General features: G+C 76.0%; 13 protein-coding genes. 11 read left to right on the top strand and 2 right to left on the bottom strand.

The window, feature by feature from the left end; genetic code table 11:
- The 10 genes from ACFV04_RS06100 to ACFV04_RS06055 all read left to right on the top strand — a co-directional run.
- Positions 1–1435 (top strand): hypothetical protein (locus ACFV04_RS06100; RefSeq protein WP_380527111.1); only part of this gene is annotated, 1435 nt, incomplete at its 5' end.
- Entirely contained in the window at positions 1425–3014 is a 1590-nt protein-coding gene (locus ACFV04_RS06095) for a CpaF family protein (protein WP_380527110.1), read from the top strand. The genes ACFV04_RS06100 and ACFV04_RS06095, both read left to right, overlap by 11 nt.
- Positions 3014–3976: a type II secretion system F family protein gene (locus tag ACFV04_RS06090; protein WP_380527108.1), complete on the top strand. Its 963-nt coding sequence runs from the start codon at positions 3014–3016 to the stop codon at positions 3974–3976. The genes ACFV04_RS06095 and ACFV04_RS06090 overlap by 1 nt, the downstream gene beginning before the upstream one ends.
- Positions 3973–4851 (top strand): hypothetical protein, encoded by an 879-nt coding sequence (locus ACFV04_RS06085; protein WP_380342187.1) that lies wholly within the window; start codon positions 3973–3975, stop codon positions 4849–4851. The genes ACFV04_RS06090 and ACFV04_RS06085 overlap by 4 nt, the downstream gene beginning before the upstream one ends.
- Before the next feature lie 130 nt (positions 4852–4981).
- On the top strand, positions 4982–5266 hold the full coding sequence (locus ACFV04_RS06080; RefSeq protein WP_380342190.1) for a hypothetical protein: 285 nt from the start codon (positions 4982–4984) through the stop codon (positions 5264–5266).
- A 38-nt stretch (positions 5267–5304) separates the two neighbouring features.
- A complete protein-coding gene (locus ACFV04_RS06075; RefSeq protein ID WP_360250072.1) occupies positions 5305–5679 on the top strand; it encodes a TadE/TadG family type IV pilus assembly protein in 375 nt (124 codons plus the stop codon).
- Positions 5676–6158: a TadE/TadG family type IV pilus assembly protein gene (locus ACFV04_RS06070; RefSeq protein ID WP_380527105.1), complete on the top strand. Its 483-nt coding sequence runs from the start codon at positions 5676–5678 to the stop codon at positions 6156–6158. Before ACFV04_RS06075 ends, ACFV04_RS06070 begins: the two co-directional genes overlap by 4 nt.
- Before the next feature lie 163 nt (positions 6159–6321).
- Positions 6322–6768, top strand: coding sequence for a hypothetical protein (locus tag ACFV04_RS06065; RefSeq protein WP_380342193.1), 447 nt, complete (start codon positions 6322–6324; stop codon positions 6766–6768).
- On the top strand, positions 6768–10721 hold the full coding sequence (locus ACFV04_RS06060; RefSeq protein WP_380527103.1) for a LysM peptidoglycan-binding domain-containing protein: 3954 nt from the start codon (positions 6768–6770) through the stop codon (positions 10719–10721). The genes ACFV04_RS06065 and ACFV04_RS06060 overlap by 1 nt, the downstream gene beginning before the upstream one ends.
- Before the next feature lie 151 nt (positions 10722–10872).
- Positions 10873–11337 (top strand): hypothetical protein, encoded by a 465-nt coding sequence (locus ACFV04_RS06055; protein ID WP_380527102.1) that lies wholly within the window; start codon positions 10873–10875, stop codon positions 11335–11337.
- A gap of 72 nt (positions 11338–11409) precedes the next feature.
- Here the strand turns inward: ACFV04_RS06055 and ACFV04_RS06050 are convergent, their stop codons facing one another.
- Positions 11410–11919: a hypothetical protein gene (locus ACFV04_RS06050; protein WP_380527100.1), complete on the bottom strand. Its 510-nt coding sequence runs from the start codon at positions 11917–11919 to the stop codon at positions 11410–11412.
- A 173-nt stretch (positions 11920–12092) separates the two neighbouring features.
- On the opposite strand from ACFV04_RS06050, the gene ACFV04_RS06045 reads away from it, so the two are divergent.
- Entirely contained in the window at positions 12093–14438 is a 2346-nt protein-coding gene (locus tag ACFV04_RS06045) for a hypothetical protein (RefSeq protein WP_380527098.1), read from the top strand.
- A 240-nt stretch (positions 14439–14678) separates the two neighbouring features.
- Here the strand turns inward: ACFV04_RS06045 and ACFV04_RS06040 are convergent, their stop codons facing one another.
- Entirely contained in the window at positions 14679–16049 is a 1371-nt protein-coding gene (locus ACFV04_RS06040) for a S53 family peptidase (protein ID WP_360250054.1), read from the bottom strand.
- Positions 16050–16091: the final 42 nt, after the last annotated feature.

Genomic DNA, 16091 nt, shown 5'->3' with positions numbered 1-16091 from the left:
GCGGCGCGCACCCCGCCGGGACGCCCGCCGCGGGCGCACCCTCCGCCGGGGCCGGCACGCCCGGGGCCCCGAGCACGACGGGGGGCGCCTGATGGCGGTGATCGCGGTGGTCGGCGGCCCGGGCGCGCCCGGCGCGACCACGACCGCGCTGGCACTGCTGCTGGCCTGGCCGCTCCAGCCCGGTCGGCGGATCGTCCTGGTCGAGGCCGACCCGGACGGCGGCGCCGTGCTCGCCGGCGCCCTTGAGGGCCGGGTCGAGGCGGTCTACGGGCTGCGCAACCTGGCCGTCGCCGACCGGCGCGGGCTGCTCGCCCAGGCCATCTGGGAACAGCTGATCGACCTCTCACCCGAGGGCGACGCCCGACGCCTGCTGCTGCCCGGACTGACCGACCCCACCCAGGCCCCCGGCCTCGCCTACACCTGGGAGCCGCTCGCCGAACTGCTGCACGGCATCGAGCAGCAGGGCTACGACGTCATCGTGGACCTCGGCCGGTCCGGCGCCACCGGCGCCGGTGCGGTGCTGGCCCGCCGGGCCGACGTGGTGGCGGTGACCGTCCGGACCACGCTGCGCGGACTGAGCTCGGTCCGGCCCCGGCTGGCCGCCCTCACCGAGGACCTGGCCTCCGCCGGCACCGGGCCGGACGCGCTCGGACTGCTGCTGGTCGCCGAGGGGCCGTACGCGCGCGCCGAGGTGACGCGGGAACTCGGGCTGCCGGTGCTCGGCGTCCTGCCGTACGCCACCCGGACGGCGAAGGTGCTCTCCGACGGCGGCGACACCACCGACCGGCGGTTCGTCCGTTCCGAACTGATGCGGACGGCGCGGTCGGCGGCGGACGAGGTGCAGCTGCTGGTCCGCCGCCGGCGGCAGCGGCTCGCGCCGAACGCCGGACCGGTGGCGGTGACGGCGGCGGCGGTGACCGCAGGCGGGCCGGCGGTCGCTCCGACGGTGGGTGCTCCGACGGCCGTCGCTCCGACGGGGGCGGCGCCGAATCCGTTGTCACCCCCCGTGCCGACCCGGCCGACGCCGACGCCGGCACCGACCGCGTACGGGCAGACGCCGTACGCCCAGCCGCCGACCGCGTACGGCCAGGCCCCGCACGGCCCGGCTCCGTACGGGCAGTCGGCCCACGGTCGGCCCGGGCACGGCCGGACCGCCTACGGCCAGGCGCCCTATGAGGCCGTGGAGGCCGAGCCGCCGTCGTACACCCCGCCGCAGCCGGTCCCGCCGGTGATCGTCACCGGTCCGGTGGCGCCGCTGGCCGGGCTGGCGCCGCAACCGGCCGCGCCGGCGCCGTTCCCGGCGCACGTGCAGTCGCCGCAGCAGGCCGATCAGGACGACCAGTACCCGCTTCAACAGCCGAGCGTGACGGATGGTCAGGTGCCGGTGAACGGGCAGTACCCGCACAATCCCGGGGAGGTGCTCCGTGCGCGGTAGCCCCTTGCACCAGCGTCCCGCCGCCGACCCGGCCGCACTGCCCTGGACCGTGCCGACAGCCGCGCCGGCGCCCGCGACCGGCCCCGTCGTGCCCGGCCCCGTCGCGCCCGGTCCCGTCCCGCCCGGCGCGGCCGCGCCGACCGCCGTCCCCGCCCAGCTGCCCTCGCTGGACCTGCGCGGCGCCGCCACCCGGCCGGCCGTCGACCCGCAGGTCGCCCGCGAGCTCAAGCGCCAGGTCGCAGCCGAACTGCACCAGCACATCAGCCGGTTGACCGCCACCTCCGGCTCCGAGCCGGACCGTGCCACCCGCCGCCAGCGCGGCCGGGCCCTGATCGAGGAGTCCGTCGCCCGCTGGTCCGACGCCTACGCCCAGACCCACGGCATCCCGCCCACCCGGGAGCAGGACCGCGCCCTCGCCGAGGCCGTCTTCGACCTGCTCTTCCGGGCAGGCCGGCTCCAGCCCTACCTGGACGACCCGGAGATCGAGAACATCCTGATCAACGGCTGCGACGACGTCTGGGTCTCCAAGGTGCACCAGCCCCTGCGCCAGGTCCCGCCGGTGGCCGAGGACGACGCCGAACTCATCGAGCTGCTGCAGGACCTGGCCCGCCAGCACGGCGGCGGCGAGCGCAGCCTGTCCACCGCCAGCCCGACGCTCGCGCTGCGGCTGGAGGGCGGCATGCGCCTGCAGGCGCTCACCGAGGTGACGCCCCGCCCGTACGTGGCGATCCGACGCCACCGGGTGGCCTCCGCCACGCTCCCCGAGATGGTCGAACTCGGCACCCTGGACGCCACCTTGGCCGCCTTCCTGGCCGCCGCGATCCGGGCCAGGAAGAACGTGATGATCACCGGCACCCAGGGCGTCGGCAAGACCAGCCTGCTGCGCGCGATGGCCGCCGAGATCCCGCCGGACGAGCGGATCGGCACCCTGGAGTCGGAGTTCGAGCTCTGGCTGCACACCCTCGGCCACCTGCGCCAGGTCGTCCCGATGGAGGCCCGGGAGGGCAACGGCGAGCGCGTCGAGGGCCGTCTGGCCGGGGAGTTGTCGATCGGCGACCTCATCCCGGCCGCGCTGCGGATGACCCTCTCGCGCATCATCGTCGGCGAGGTCCGCTCCGGCGAGGTCGTCCCGATGCTGCGGGTGATGACCAACGGCGAGGGCGGCTCGATGTGCACCCTGCACGCCCGCGGCCCGCACATGGTGGTCGACCGCATCGCCGAACTCTGCCTGGAGTACGGCTCGCACATGACCGACTCGCTCGCCTACCGGCTCACCGCCAACGCCCTGGATCTCATCGTGCACGTCACCATGGTCGACGAGACCGCCGTCGGCGGCCGCCGGCACCGCTACGTCTCCCACGTCCTGGAGGTCACCGGCCTCGGCGAGAGCGGCAGGCCCGCGCTGAACACCGTCTTCGGCCCCCGGCCGGACCTCGGTGAGCCGCGGGCCGTCCCGCACACCCCGCCGCAGTGCCTGGACGACCTGCGCCGGGCCGGCTTCGACGCCGGTCTGCTCGGCTCCCGGTACGGGAGTTGGGCCACCCCGCTGCAGCTGCGGATCGGCGGTGGCGCGCGGTGATGCTGCTGTTCGCCCTGTGCGGGCTGGCGGTCACGGGCGGCCTGGTCGCCCTGGTGGCCTGGGCCCGCGGCAGCGAGCCCGTCGACGAGGACGCCGCCGGTGCGACCAACCCGCTGGCCGGGCGCGCCCACGTGTTCTGGTACGGCGCCCCCGGGTCGGCCGCGCCCCGGATGGTGCGGCTGCGCCGGGTCCAGCTGCCGATCGCGCTCGTCGGTGCGCCGCTGGCCTGGCTGTTCACCGGCATCCCGCTGACCGCGCTGCTGGTGCCGCTGGCCGTCTTCGGCCTGCCCTGGCTGTTCGACACCACCCGCCCGGACACCCACCGGATCGAGCGGCTCGAAGCGCTGTCCGAGTGGACCCAGCGGATCGCCGACGTGCTGCTGCTCGGCGTCGGCCTCAACCAGGCCGTCATCACCAGCCGCCGCACCGCCCCCGCCGCCCTGGAGGACGAGATCGGCGAGCTGGCCGCCCGGCTGCAGGCCCGCTGGCGGCCCGAGGAGGCGCTGCACGCGTTCGCCGACAGCCTCGCCGACGCCACCGCCGACAAGGTCCTCGCCGCACTCGTGCTGCGGGCCGGCGACAGCGGCCCCGGTCTGGCCCGCACGCTGTCCGACATGGCCGACTCGGTGCGCGAGGAGGTCCGCCAGCGCCGTGCCATCGAGGCCGACCGGGCCAAGCACCGGACCACCATCCGCTGGCTGGTCGGCATCATCGTGCTGGTCGTCACGGTCGGCTCCTTCAACACCGAGTACACCCGGCCGTACGGGACCTTCCTCGGCCAGCTGGTCCTCGCCGTGGTCGCCGCGCTGTTCGTCGCGATCATCGCCTGGATGCGCGCGCTGGCCTCCCACCCGCCGGTGCCCCGGCTGCTCACGCCGGACCGACGCAGCAGGAGCGGGCGGCGGGCGGGCGCCCGGGCGCCCGAACCGGTGCCGGCCGAGCAGCTCGGGGAGGTCCGGTGATCTCCCCCTGGTCCGTCCTGGCCGGTGCGGTCGCGGCCGGCGGCCTCGCCCTGCTGGTCGCCGAACTGCGGCCCGCACCCCCGGACCTGCGCCAGGCGCTGGACCGGCTGCACGCCGTCCCCGCCGACCGCGCGCAGGACCCGGACGAGCGGCCGCGCTGGTTCGACCGGATCGGCGAGCGGTCCGTCCACCTGCGCGGCGTCTCCGTGCCGCGCCGCGAACTCTCCCTGATCGGCCGTACCCCGGCCCGGTTCATGGTGCACAAGCTGCTGTTCGCCGCGATCGGCCTGGTGCTGCCCGCCTACCTGGGCGCGATGGCCGTGCTGATGGACATCGGCCTGCCGTTCGCGCTGCCGCTGGTCGCCGGGCCCCTGCTGGCCGGACTGCTGTGGTTCGTCCCGGACGCCATCGTGCGCGGCGAGGCCAAGGAGGCGCGCACCGAGTACCTGCACGGCATCGCCGCGTACCTGGAACTCGTCGCGCTGGAGCGGGCCGCCGACTGCGGCCCCGCCGAGGCGCTGCGCCGGGCCGCCTCGGTCGGGCAGGGCGCGGTGTTCCGGCGGATCCGCGACGCGCTGGAGCGCGCGGCCACCGACCGCCTCCCGCCGTGGGCCGGACTCGACGCGCTGGCCGAGGAGTTGGGGCTCAGCCCGCTGCAGGACGTGGCCGACATCATGCGGCTCTCCGGTACCGACGGCGCCGCCGTGTACGACACCCTGCGGGCCCGTGCCAAGGGTCTGCGCGGCGAGCTGCTCGCCGAGGACCTCGCCCGCGCCAACGCCGACAGCGAGCGGATGGTCGCGCCGGGGGCCGCGCTGACGCTGCTGATGACCGTCCTGATCGTCTTTCCCGCGCTCCACCAGATGCTCAACTGACGCCCCGCCCCCGCCCGACGCCCGACCCGCGGGTGACCCGCGCCCGACCGGATTCCGCTCCAGAGCAGCCGACACCGCACGACCACTCCGCACGACCACACCACACCGCCACATCCCCCGGGAGAACCCGATGACCGTACGACTCGCCCAGCTGGCAGGCCGGGTGCTGCGGCCCGCCCTGCTGCCGGTGCAGTTCGCCCTGCTGTTGTTCACCCTGCGGCTCGGCCGGCTGCGGGCCGCCCGTGCACGCGGCGACCGCGGCGCGATCAGCATCGAACTCGCCCTCGCCATCATCGCGCTGGTGTTCGTCGCGGGAGCCGTCGCGACCGCGCTGTACCTGCTGAAGGACAAGGTCGTCCAGAAGGTGCAGCAGGACCCGAACATGCCGGGCGGCGCGGGCGGCGCCACCAAGTGATGCACCGTCCTCTCCGCCGCGGTGACGACCGGGGGTCGATGAGCGTGAGTCTCGCCATCGTCTTCCCGGTCGTCCTGCTGCTCCTGCTGCTCGTCGTCCAGGCCTCGCTGTGGTGGTACGACCGGCAGGTCGCGCTCAGTGCCGCCCGCGAGGGCGTGGACGCCGGGCGGGTGCAGGGGAACGCGACGGACGAGGTGAAGAACGAGGCGGCGCGGCGCCAGGCCCGGGACTTCCTCGACCGGCAGGGCGCGCACGGCTACACGGTGCGGACCGACGGCAGCACGCCCGGGACCATCCGGGTCACCGTCGAGCTGACCCCGCCGCTCCTGGTACCCGGGCTCTCGGCGCCCACCATCACCCAGTTCGCCGAGGCGCCACGCGAGCGCTTCGTCCCGCCGGTGGTGAAGCCGTGAGACGGGGGCTGCCCGGTGCGCGCCCCTCCGGTCGGCTCCTGCGCCGGTGGCGCCCGCGACGGCGGGACCGCGGCGGGGTCGCGATCGAGGCGGCGATCGTCGTGCCGCCCGTGGTCGGCCTGGTCCTGGTGGCCATCGCCGCCGGACGGGTGCAGACCACGGCGGGCAGCGTCGAGGCCTCCGCCCGCGCGGGGGCCCGGACCGCCTCGCTGCAGCGCAGCGTGGACGGGATGGACCAGCCGGCCAAGGACTCCGCCCTCGCGTCGCTGCGCCAGCAGGGCGTGTCCTGCCGGAACGGCGACGTCCAGGTGGTCAAGGGGGAACTCGGGCTGCCGGGCGGCCCGGTCACGACCGTCAAGGTCAGGGTGGTCTGCGACGTCGAACTGGCCGACCTGCTCGGCGGACCGTCCGGCGTACCCGTGACGAAGCACCTCGTCGGCGAGTTCACCTCGGTGGTGGACCGTTACCGGGGCACCTGAGGGAGCGCGCCCCCACCGCCCGGAGAACGGGGGATTGGAGGCGGCCCGCGCGGGGGAGACGCAAGCGGAGAGCGCTCGGGGGATGACACAACGGTACCGAGCGGCGCCCGGTGGGGGCCGGTGGGGAGAACAGCGTGCGGATTGGGGGGAGGGGATGCCGGTGGTGAGCCGTCTGCTGCGGCGGACGCGGACGCGCCGGTCCGACCGGGGCGCGGTGGCCCTCTTCGTCGCGATCTGCGCGGCCTACGTCGTGCTCGTCATCGCCCTGGTGATCGACGCGGGCGGCCGCCTGCGGGTCGCCGAGCGCACCGACGCCTACGCCCAGGAGGCAGCGCGGGTCGGCGGACAGCAGCTCGACCAGGCCGCCGTGCTCCAGGGGGCGGGCTTCAAGGTCGAGGAGAAGTACGTCCGGGACGCCGCCGACGCCTACCTCGGCCTGTACGGCCTGCGGGCCGGTGACATCGAGTTCTCCGGTGACGGCAAGGTCGTCACCGTCACCGTGCAGGCCGACTACCGGCCGGTCCTGCTGGGCGCCCTCGGGGAGCGGAAGGTAACGGGCAAGGGCAGTGCGACCCTCGTCCACGGAGTCGAGAAAGCGGAGACCGACTGATGGCCGCGCCACGTGCCAAGGACCAGGCCCGACCCGCCCAGGCCCGTACCGGCCGGGCCGGGGCCGCGCATCGAGGCGGCGGGGGCGCACGACGGCCCACCGCCCCCGCACCCCGACCGCCGCGCCGCCGCGGCCGCGGTGGGGCCCTGATCACCGCGCTCGCCGCGCTGGTCACCCTGCTCGTCCTGCTGATCGGCGTCCCCGCGCTGCTGCTGTACGGCACCCACGCGGTCGCCGGCATGGGCGAGGTCGCGCCGGGCGGCGTGGGTGAGGCACTCACCAGTCCGGACGACGGACGGCTGTTCCTGTGGGCGCTCGTGGTGATCGGCTGGCTCGGCTGGGCGTGCTTCGCGCTCTCCGTCCTGCTGGAGATCCCCGCCCAGCTGCGCGGTCGGATCGCCCGCCGGATCCCGGCCTTCGGCTGGAGCCAGCGGCTCGCGGCCGGGCTGGTCGGCTCGGTGCTCGCCCTGCTGCCGGTGGCCGGCTCGGCCTTCGCGGCCGTCCCCGAACCGGCCCACACCCCGGCCGTCCAGGCGCAGTTGACCCCGGGCGTGCAGCGGGCGGCGCTGCCCGCCGCGCAGTCCGCGCCCGCCCTGACGCCCGCCGCGGAGCAGCAGCCCACCTACACCGTGCGGGACAGCCGGCCCGCCGACAGTCTCTGGTCCATCGCCGAACGCCAACTGGGCTCGGGCGAACGGTGGGTGGAGATCGCCAAGCTCAACGACGGCCGGGCGATGGACGATTCGGGCACCCGGTTCGACGCCGACCGGCCGATCCAGCCCGGCTGGGAACTGCTGATGCCGGCCGACGCCAAGCCGGACGGGGCGAAGAGCCCGGCCCCGGCGCCCGCTCCCGCGCCCGCTCCGTCGGGCGGGGCGGCACAGGGAACTCCCCAGGACACGACGCCCCAGGCCGGCACCGAACCCGGTACGGGCGCGGCCGGGCAGCGGACCGTCACCGTCCAGGCCGGGGACAGCCTGTCGGCCATCGCCCAGCGGGAGTTGGGGGACGGGGAGGAGTGGCCCAAGCTGTTCGAGGCGAACAAGGGGGTGCAGGCGCCGGACGGGGAGCAGCTGACGAACCCGGACGTGGTGGTGCCGGGGATGGTGCTCACGTTGCCCGGGGCCGCAGCCACGCCTGCTCCTGCTCCTGTTCCGGCTCCGGCGCCTTCGCCGGGGCAGACGCCCGCCCCGGCGACCCCGGCCCCGGCGACCCCGGCTCCCGCACCCTCGCAGGGCGCGCCGCAGTCGGCTCCGGCGCCCACGCACGCGCCCGCCCCCGCCGCGCACGCCGAACCGGCCCCCAGCGACGACTACTCCATCGCCCTCACGGCCTCCACCGTCGGCGTCCTGCTCGCCGCCATCATGGTCGGCACCGTCGCCCACAAGCGCGGCACCCAGCAGCGCACCCGCCGCCCGCGCCACCGCATCGCCATGCCCGCCGGCGAGGCCGCCGCGTTCGAGAACGAACTCCTGGCCCGGCAGGACCAGGCCGGACTGGAACTCCTGGACCGCGCGCTGCGCACCCTGGCCCGCAACACCGTGCGCGGCGGCAAGCGCCTGCCCGCCATCGTCGCGGCCCGGATCACCCCCGACCACACCGTCGAGCTGCACCTGTCCGGCCCGGCCACCCCGATCGCGCCGTTCCGCGCCGCGCACGCCGCGAACGTCTGGTGGTGCAGCGCCGACTCCGGCGACCTGCTCAACGGCGCCCAGGCCCGCAGGACCGCCGCGCCGTACCCCGCGCTGGTCACCCTCGGCACCTCGCCCGACGGCTCGGTGGTCCTCGCCGACCTGGAGGCCGTCCGGCTGCTCCACCTCTCCGGCCACCCGGACGACGCCCGCGACGTGCTGCGCACCCTCGCCATCGAGCTCGCGCACAGCCCGCTCGCCGACCGGCTCCACCTGCACCTGGTCGACCTCGCCGAGGAGGTGCCGATCAGCGGCCCGGCCGCCGAACGCGTCCACCGCCACCCCACCCTGGAAGCCGCGCTCGCCGCCCTCGGCCCGCGCACCGCCAAGGCCCGCGCCACCCTGGTCGCCGCCGACGCCGCCAGCCCGCGCGACGCCCGCAGCCGCGGCCAGGCCGACGAATCGTGGACCCCCGAGATCGTCCTCTGCGCCCAGCAGCCCGGCGGCGAGATCCCTGCCGAACTCGGCCGGCTGCTCGACGGCCGCCCGCGCACCTGCGTCGCCGTCATCACCCGTGCCCCCGAACGCGGGACCGGACCGGTCGCCCGGTGGACGCTCCCGACCAGCGGCCAGGCCGCCATCCCGGGCCTGCACCTCACCGTCGAACTGCAACGGCTCACCGGGCACCAGTACGACCAGGTCGCCGCACTGCTCCGGGTCGCCGACGACACCACCCAGCACCCCGCCCCGGCCTGGACCCTGGACGGGCCCGAGGACACCGACACCACCGAACTGCCCGTCGCCGTCCCGGTGCTGGCCGCCGTCGGGGCCTCGGGGGGTGCGGCGGAGAGCGGTACGGACACCGCCGCCGGCCCGCGGCTGCCGGCCCGGGTCATCGGCACCGGGGCCAGCCCGTTCGCGGGCACGGACCCGGTGACGCCCGTCCCGGCGCCCACCGGTGCGGCCGGTACGGCCGGTGCGACGGGCCCGGCGGCGGTCCCGCCCGGTCCGGCGCGCTTCGCGGTCAACGGGCAGGGCAGGCAGGCGACAGGCGACGAGGCCACCCGGGACCTGCGGCGCCCGAGCGTGCCGGAGGCGGACGAGACCGCCCCCGGGGCGGGCGACGAAGCCGCCGGTGCGGTGGACACCCCGACGGCCGTGCTCGCCGTGCAGCCGGTCAGGCCGGTCCGCTCGATCGCGCCGGTTCCGGCGGCGCCGGCGGTCGTGCCGGAGTCCGGCGCGTCGGAACCGGCCGCCGAGGAGACGCCGGCCGCCGAAGCCCTTCCCGCGTCCCCCGCCGTCGGGACCGCAACCGGGGCCGCGGCCGCACCCGAGGCCGCACCCGAGCCCGAGGCCGAGGACGATGCCGCCGACACGGCCATGGACGCCGAGGCCGGTGCTGCCGGGCCCGTCCCACAGCCGGTCCCGCAGCCCGGACCGGCAGCCGGACCGGCGGCCGAGCCCGGCCCCGCCGCCGTCGCCCCGGTCACCCGGCCCACCGCCGGGCGCAGCGACAGCGACGACCTCCTGGCCATCCTCCGCTCCCCGGAGGCACACGCCCCGCGCAACGCGCCCCGGATCCGGCTGCTCGGCCCGGTGGACGTCGCGGGCGTCCTCGGCACCGCCGAACCCGGCGCGCTGCCCCGGCTCACCGAGCTCGCCGTCTACCTCGCACTGCGCCCCGGCTCCGACCACCACGCCCTCGACCAGGACCTGCACCCCGGTGCCGCGCACCTCGACCCGCATCCCGCGGTCGACGCCAAGAGCCCACTGCCGCGCAAACTCGCCGACCTGGCGGCCTGGTTCGGCACCTCGCCCGAGGGCCGCGACTTCCTGCCCACCGACACCACCGACGGCTACTCCTTCACCCCGGCGGTCACCTGCGACTGGGACGAGTTCCGCGGCCTCTACCGGCGCGGCATGCGCAGCACCAGTGCCACCGCCGACGCCGCCCTGGCCCACGCGCTCGCCCTGGTCCGCGGCGCCCCGTTCGCCGAGGCCCCGCCCGCATCGTACGGCTGGGCCGAGGCCGAGCGTCAGGACATGATCGCGGCGATCGTCGACACCGCGCACGAACTGGCCGCCCGCCGCCTGCAGTACGGAGACCACCGCAGCGCCGAGGCAGCCGTCTTCCGCGGCCTCGCCGTCGCCCCGGACGTCGAACTCCTGCACCGGGACCTGTTCTACGCCTACGCCTCGGCCGGCGCCCGGGACCAACTGCTGCGGGCCGTCAACCGCCTGGACGCCCTCAGCCGGCGCACCGGCCGTGACCTCGACGCCGACACCGTGGCGCTGCTGCGGGACCTGCTCGCCGGCTCCTGAGGCCTCCGTCGCGGGTGGGGACCGTCCGCGGCCGCGCGGCATCCGTCGATGCCGCGTGGCCGGGAGACGCCGTGGCCGGGAGACGCCGCGGCCGGGGGCCGGGCGACGCCGCCGTCGGGCGGGGAACGGGGTGCGCAGCAGGATGAGTGCGGTGCTCGGAAGTCTGATCGCGGTGCTCGGCACGCTGCTCGGGTCCGTCAGTACACACCTGTTCCAGCAACGGGCCACCGAGCGGACCGAGGCGAGGGCGCGCGAGGGACTCCTGCGCCAGGAACACCTGGCCGCGTACAGCGGGTTCGCCGCGGCCGTGACCGAACTCAAGCGGGCGGTCGTCACCGTCCGCCTGCGCCGGTCGGACCCGGCCGCCCTCGACGCGGCGCTCGCCGAGGCCGACCGGCTGGGCGCCCTGGCCGAGACGGCGCGGTTCCGGCTGCTGCTGGTGTCCGGCCGGCCGGAGCCGCTCGCGGACGCCGCGTTCGCCTGCGTGGGGGCGTTGCACGAGGCGGCCGACCGGAGCGATCTGCGGGACCGGGAAGCCGAGTTCGAGACGGCCGTCGCGGCGTTCATCGCGGCCGCGGCGGACCGCCTCGCGGTCGCGCCCCGCTCGGCGCGGTAGGGGGCAGGGCGGTTCGCATCCGGATCGCGCGCTCGGACCGCCGGCCTGGACCGATGTCGCCGGATCCGGCGTTCAGGCGCTGCGCAGCCAGCTCTCCAGGAGGCCGAAGTCCGCTTCGGTGAGGCCGCGTTGGGGGTCCACCCGGTGGAGGAGCGCGGGGACCGGGGAGTGGGCCGCGACCCAGCGGCGGTCCGCCTCCGTGATCTCGTCGTCCACCCAGACGAACGGCCGGCCGGCGGCCCAGGCGACCAGGGTGCGGGTCTTCCAGTGGATGCCGCCCGGCTGGTCCTCCTCCTCCAGGGGCCATTCCACGACGGGCAGTTGCGGCAGGCCCAGCCACGGTGCGAGGCACTCGTTGGCGTCGTCCAGCCAGGTCGTCGCCCACACCGGTTCGCACGGCAGGCCCAGCAGCCGTGGTCCCAGTGCCGGGTCGACGCGTGCCGCCAAGGGGTTCCCGCCCGGCACGGTTCCGGACCCGTACGGGCTGCGGTAGGTGGGGTATCCACCCGGCGGCGGGTCCCCGAAGGGGATCAGGGGTCCGTCCACGTCGAGGAACAGCAGGGGGCGGTCGGTACCGGTCATGACGGCACGATAGCGGGCACCGAGGGTGGCCTGCCGCGCCGATCGGCGACCCGGCCTGGATCGGGTGTGCCGGGATCTCGTAGGGTGGCGCGCACGGGAGTGTGGTGGCAGGCACCGCACAGGCGAGGGCATCAGACGCCGCGGGAGCGGCGGGGCGGGGCGGTGACCAGGAGATGGCGGAGACGACAGCGGTTTCCGGAGGTCCCGACCCGGCAGCTGACTCGGACCCCTGGGACGCGGTACCGCCGGCCCCGCGCCTCCCGGCCGAGGCCCACCCACCGGGGCCTGCCGCGCTCTACGAGCCGCCGCCCACGCCCCCGGCCGCTCCGGCTCCGGTGCCGGCTCCGGCGCCCGCCGCCACGCCCGCCCCGGTCGCGCAGACGGCCGCGCCGTTGCCCGCGCCGCCCACCGGATGGACCCTCACCGGCCTGCCCGCCGCGGGCCCGGCGTCCCCGGCCACACCGCCGCCCTTCCCCGCCCCGGGTGGTGTGCCGGGCGCGGCCGCTCCCGGCGGGCTCGGTGCGGCGCCGCGCGGACGGATCCTGGTCATCGAGGGCGGGTACGGCAACTCCGGCCGCCGCACCTGGGGCCGGGGCGGTCCGGCCCAGGCTCCGGTGCTCTCGGCGATGCTCGCCGCCGTCTCGCCGCAGGTGCTGCTCGCCGCCGACGCGGTGGACGCCGTCCACCTCCCCGGCGCCAGCGACCCGCACACCGTCCTCGCCCACCTGCGCGCCGCCTCCCGGCACCCCGGACCGCTGCTGGTCCACGTGGGCGGCCACGTGGTCGCCGACAAGCGGGGCGGCCAGCTCCAGCTGACCCTGCGCGACGCCAAGCAGGACGGCCTGTCCTGGCAGGCCGTCGCCGCCGAGCTGAGCCATCGTCCGGCCGAGTGGCAGACCCTCGTCATCGCCGACCTGAGCGCCGACCAGAACGCCTGGCCGTACCTGCAGGGCACCGTCTCGCCGCTCAGCGAGGGCATCCCGCTGTGGGCTGTCGTCAGCCCGGACCCGGAGCAGATCGGCACCTTCACCCGCGCCCTGATCGAGGCGCTGCACGGCGGCCGGCCCGGCGCGGGCGAGGTGCTCGCGCCCGAGCAGCTGCGCCAGCAGGTGTACTCGGTGCTGCGGCCGGACGTGGTCATCCTGGCCACGCACGCCCCCGACCGTCCGGTCTTCCGGAACACCGCCCGGCGCGGCGACGGCCCGGTGGCCGACCTGTCGCCGGTGGCGGACACGGCGCCGGTCGCCGACGTGGTGCCCGCGGAGTTCCCGCCGCCGCAGGCCCCGCTGGTGCCGCGTCCGGCGCGGCCGCAGGACGACGTCGCCGCCTGGCCGGTGCCGGTCGCTCCCACGACTCCGGTGACCGCGGGCGGCCGGGTGAGCCTGGTCAAGCCCGGCGTGCCGCCGACCCCGCCCCGACCGGCCCGCCCGGTCAGCCTGCTGAAGGCGGGGGAGTCCGTCGAGCTCCCCGCCGAGGCCGCTGCGGCGCCGGGGGTGACCCTGCGCAAGCCCGCCCCGGCCGACGCCGTGCCCGAGGACGCGGTGCCCGAGGACGCCGCGTCCTCGATGGGCGTGACACTCCTCAAGGGACGGCCGGAGGACGGGGACGCGGCTGCCCTCGCCGGGACCGAACTCCCGCAGGCGGAGGACACGGTGACGGCGGAGGAGACGGAGGCGGCCGTCGAGCCCGCCGAGGCCGTCGACCCCGCTGAGCCCGCCGAGGCCGTCGACCCCGCTGAGCCCGTCGACCCTGCTGAGTCTGTTGACCCCGTCGACCCCGTTGAGCCCGTTGAGCCCGCTGAGAGCGTGGATGTAGCCGACGTCGCCGATGTCGCAGAGGAGCCCCGGGCCACCGCACCGGCCGCCGAGGAGGCGCCCGCCGGTGAGGTCCCCGGCGACGCAGCCGACGAGGCACCCGTCGACGCCGTGCCTGCCGACGCCGTGCCCGTCGACGCCGTGCCTGCCGACGCGGTGCCTGCCGACGCTGTGCCTGCCGACGCCGTGCCTGCCGACGCCGTGCCGACCGGCGATGCGCCCGCTGAAGCCCCCGCCGAGGATCACACCGAAACTCCGGTGGACGCCCGGCCGCGTGCGGACTACCGCGAGGTCATCGGACGGATCGTCCGCAGCGCCGATGCCGGGGACCACGCCGCCGCGACCGACCTGGCCTTCGCGCTCGAACTGGAGGCGATCGCCGAGCACGGGGCCGTCTCCGAGCCGGTGCTCCAGGTGCGCCAGGTGCGGGCGCACGTGTGCCGGCTCGCGGGCCGCCCGGCGGAGGCCGCGGACATCTACCGCGAGGTGGCGCTGACGCTGCTCCGCTCGCAGGGCCCGGACCACCCGGAGACCCAGCAGGCGGCCACCAACGCCGAGGCCTGCTGGCGTTCGATCACCGACCGGGCGGAGGCGATCCGCATCGCCCCGGAGATCATCGAGCTGCGCGCCTACCTTCCGGGCCCGGAGGGCCGCAAGCTGCGTGCCGCCGAGCGCTACCTCGCCCAGCTGGCCGCCACCGCCTGACCGGTCGGCAGGAGACGGGAACGGGCCGCAGCAAGCAAGCAAGCAAGCAAGTGAGCAAGCTGCGGCTCGTGGCCCGCAGTCCGCATCGCACCGCGTACCGCGGACGGCGAACAGCGGACGGCGAACAGCGGACGGCGAACAGCAAACAGCGGGCGGATGACAGATTCCGAAATCTGTCATCCGCCCGCTGTCGTTCGTCAGCGGTCAGCCGCGATCAGGGTCGGCCGGACCGCCGAGCGGTCACCGACCGGCGATCGCGTGGACGAACTTGGCGGCGTCGACGGTGCCGAGGCCGCTGGCGAGGTCGTAGCCCGGGGCGGCGTTGTAGCCGGTGACGCCGTTCCAGCCGTTGTCGCCCTGCTTGACGTCCTTGATGCCGCTCCACTCGCTCGGGAGCAGGCTGAGGCCGTAGAGGCGCCAGTTGATCTGGCCGAGGCGGTAGCCGGCGAGCTGGTCGGCGAGCGCGACGACACCCGAGAAGATCGGGGTGGCCTCGCTGGTGCCGCCGGTGAGGTGCCAGCCGACCGCGGTCGGGTCGTAGGACTCGTAGGTCCAGGCCCCGCCGTCGACGGCCGCGCTCATGCTGATGTCGGGCGTGCCGCGGTGGTTGCCGGTGACGTTGGCGACGCCGGCCTGGTACCACGGGCGCTCGAAGACGCCGGAGACGCCACCGCCGCCGGCGCCGGACTGGTCGTGCCACACCTTGTCGTCCGCGGTGCGCTTGCCGGAGTCGTCCAGGGTGAGCTGGGTGCCACCGATGGAGGTGACCAGCGGGTCCGAGGACGGCCAGGAGTTGACCTTGTACGGGTACAGGTCGGTGCCGTTCTCCTTGGCGTCGGTCGCGCCGTTGTCGCCGGAGGCGGCGAGCACGGTGACGTTGCGGTCGGCGGCGGCCTGGAAGGCGTAGCGCAGGTCCTTGATCGACTTGAAGTCGCCCTTGTCGAAGCCCGGGAAGGTGTTCTCGGTGGCGCCGAAGCTCTGGGAGATGACGTCGCCGCGGCCCTGCTTGATGAGGCTCTTCTCGGCGTCCATCATCTCGGGCAGGCCGGTGGTGCCCTCGGTCTCGGCGACACCGGTCTCGACCAGGATGATGTGCGCGTCGGGGGCGACCGCGTGGGCGTACTCGACGTCCAGGGTGGTCTCGCCGGCCCAGCCGGTGTGGTCGGGGTTCTTCGGGTCGAAGACGGGGACGTTGCCCCACTTGACCACCTCGACGTTGGTGTCCGGGATGCCCCACTGCTTGTCGAAGACCTCCAGGTCGTGCTGGATGGTCGGCGAGCCGAAGGAGTCGACGATGACGATCGTGCGGCCCTTGCCGGTGACGCCCTGGTCGTACAGCGGCTTGAGGTTGTAGGCCTCGCGGTACTGGAGCGGCGAGTAGCAGTGGATGCCGATCTGGCTGACGCACTGGGTGGTGGTCAGCGGGGCCGGGCGGGCCTGGACGTTGTGGTGCCCGAAGGAGGCGGGGCGGACGTGGACGCCCGCGAGGTCGTGCGAGGGGGCGGCGATCGCCGTGCCGGCGGCCGGTACGGCGACGGTGCCGGCCGTGAGGGCGGTGGCCCCGACGGCGAGCAGGGCCAGGGCGCGGCGGAGGGAAGCGGGGCTGCCCATGGATCTCCTTGGGACGCAGGGCCCGACCGGGTCCGGTCAGGT

Origin of the sequence: Kitasatospora sp. NPDC059599 (genome assembly GCF_042735125.1) — a bacterium.
GTDB lineage: Bacteria > Actinomycetota > Actinomycetes > Streptomycetales > Streptomycetaceae > Kitasatospora.
The sequence above is the reverse complement of the archived record's forward strand: the minus strand, read 5'-3'. Positions and strand labels throughout refer to the sequence as shown.